At 61.8% G+C, this 1,538-nt stretch carries 2 protein-coding genes; both read right to left on the bottom strand.

The window, feature by feature from the left end; translation table 11 throughout:
* Positions 1 to 9: 9 nt before the first annotated feature.
* Positions 10 to 1,053: an IS3 family transposase gene (locus AC1DD5_RS25630; RefSeq protein WP_442006258.1), complete on the bottom strand. Its 1,044-nt coding sequence runs from the start codon at positions 1,051 to 1,053 to the stop codon at positions 10 to 12.
* Positions 1,017 to 1,463 carry a hypothetical protein gene (locus tag AC1DD5_RS25625; RefSeq protein ID WP_442006257.1) on the bottom strand — a complete coding sequence of 149 codons (447 nt, stop codon included), beginning with the start codon at positions 1,461 to 1,463 and terminating at the stop codon, positions 1,017 to 1,019. The genes AC1DD5_RS25630 and AC1DD5_RS25625 overlap by 37 nt, the downstream gene beginning before the upstream one ends.
* Positions 1,464 to 1,538 lie beyond the last annotated feature (75 nt).

Raw genomic sequence — 1,538 nt, 5'->3', positions numbered from 1 at the left:
CGGTATATATCAAGCTGTTTGTGACAGCGGGGTGGGTTGTTTGTGGTTGATGCCGGCCCGGGGAGGGACTCCGGGTGCGGTGGGCCTGCGGCGGTAGCGGTGTGGGTTGCGGGCGTAGCAGGCATCGAGTGTTGTTTGCCGTTGCCGGCGTGCTTGCTCGACCAGTCCGTAGTGGACGGTGTCTGGGGTGTAGTAGTTCAGGCCGCTGTGGCGGTGGTTGGTGTTGTAGTCCGTGAAGAACGCCGCCATGTAGTCGCGTGCGTGCTGGAGGTCCTGGAAGCGTTGTGGAAAGTCCAGGCAGTATTTGACGGTCTTGAACAGGGATTCCGAGTAGGGGTTGTCGTCGGAGACCCGTGGCCGGGAGTAGGACAGGGTGATGCCCAGGGCCCTTGCGAGGTCCAGGGTGGTTCCTGCCCGCATGGGGCCGCCGTTGTCGGCGTGGAGCACTGCAGGGCAGCGCTCGTTATCGGCCACCGCTTTCCGGATTAACGTTGCGGCCAGGGCTGCGGATTCGGTGTACTCGACGCGATGGCCGACGACCCTGCGCGAGAATACGTCCATGATTGTGTAGAGCTTGTAGGTGTGTTTTCCGGGGCCGTGGAGCATCGTGATGTCCCAGCTCCAGAGTTGGTTGGGAGCCGTGGCTTCAAGGACTGGCTTGACCCGGGCGGGGCCGGTTCCGCCGCGTTGGGCGCGGCGGTCTCCGTTTTGTCCATGGCTGGCCACGATCCGGTGGGCTGCGGCGATCGAGAATGAACAGTGGCCTTTATCGAGCATCCGGTAGTAGGCCTGGGTGACTGACAGGTTCCCGTAGTCCTGGGAGTTGAGCAGTTCCATGAACTCCTCGGATTCGGCCGGTGTGATCCGGTTTGGGTAGGCCCGGTCGGCTTGAGGGACACTGATCCCTGCCCGGACCGGCGGGTTCAGGTGCCGGTACCAGGTGGTGCGGTGCAGACCCACTAAAGCGCAGGCCTTCACCGCTGACCAGCCAGCAGCCACGAGCTTCCCGGCGAAGCTCAGGGTGACGTCTTTCCAGGCTTTGACGTCAACCATTCCGGGCGCTGGGGCTCGGGTTCCTTCAGTTCCGGATCCGTTGCCGCTGCGCTCTTGGCCATGGCGTCCAAGAGCGCGGAAGCTTTTCCCAGGATGTCCACCGCGGCCTCGGATCGGGCCAGCTTGGCTTTGAGGACCTCGTTCTCTTTCAGGACCTGTTTGAGCAGTCTCTTATCGTGTTCGCGCAATCGATGATCCTCTCTGCCTTGCTTGCTGCGGGATCTGAGCTCCCCAGTCTCGCGCTGTTGGACCCAGAGGCGAATGGTGTTATCACCGATGCCCACGGCCCGGCAGAACGCAATCCGGGAACCACGCTCGAGGCACTTGTCGTACTCATCCAGAATCGCGTGCTTTTGATCGAGAGTGAAGTGGCTCCGCTTCGAACGACGGGGAGGAACAATAAAATCCATGACGGACCTTTCCCTGCCGCGTGTATCACCTGGTGGGAACAGCAAACCTGTCACACAACAGCCTGACACACACGG

The organism is Paenarthrobacter sp. 10L420, from assembly GCF_056395385.1.
This window is presented reverse-complemented; position numbering and strand designations above follow the sequence as displayed.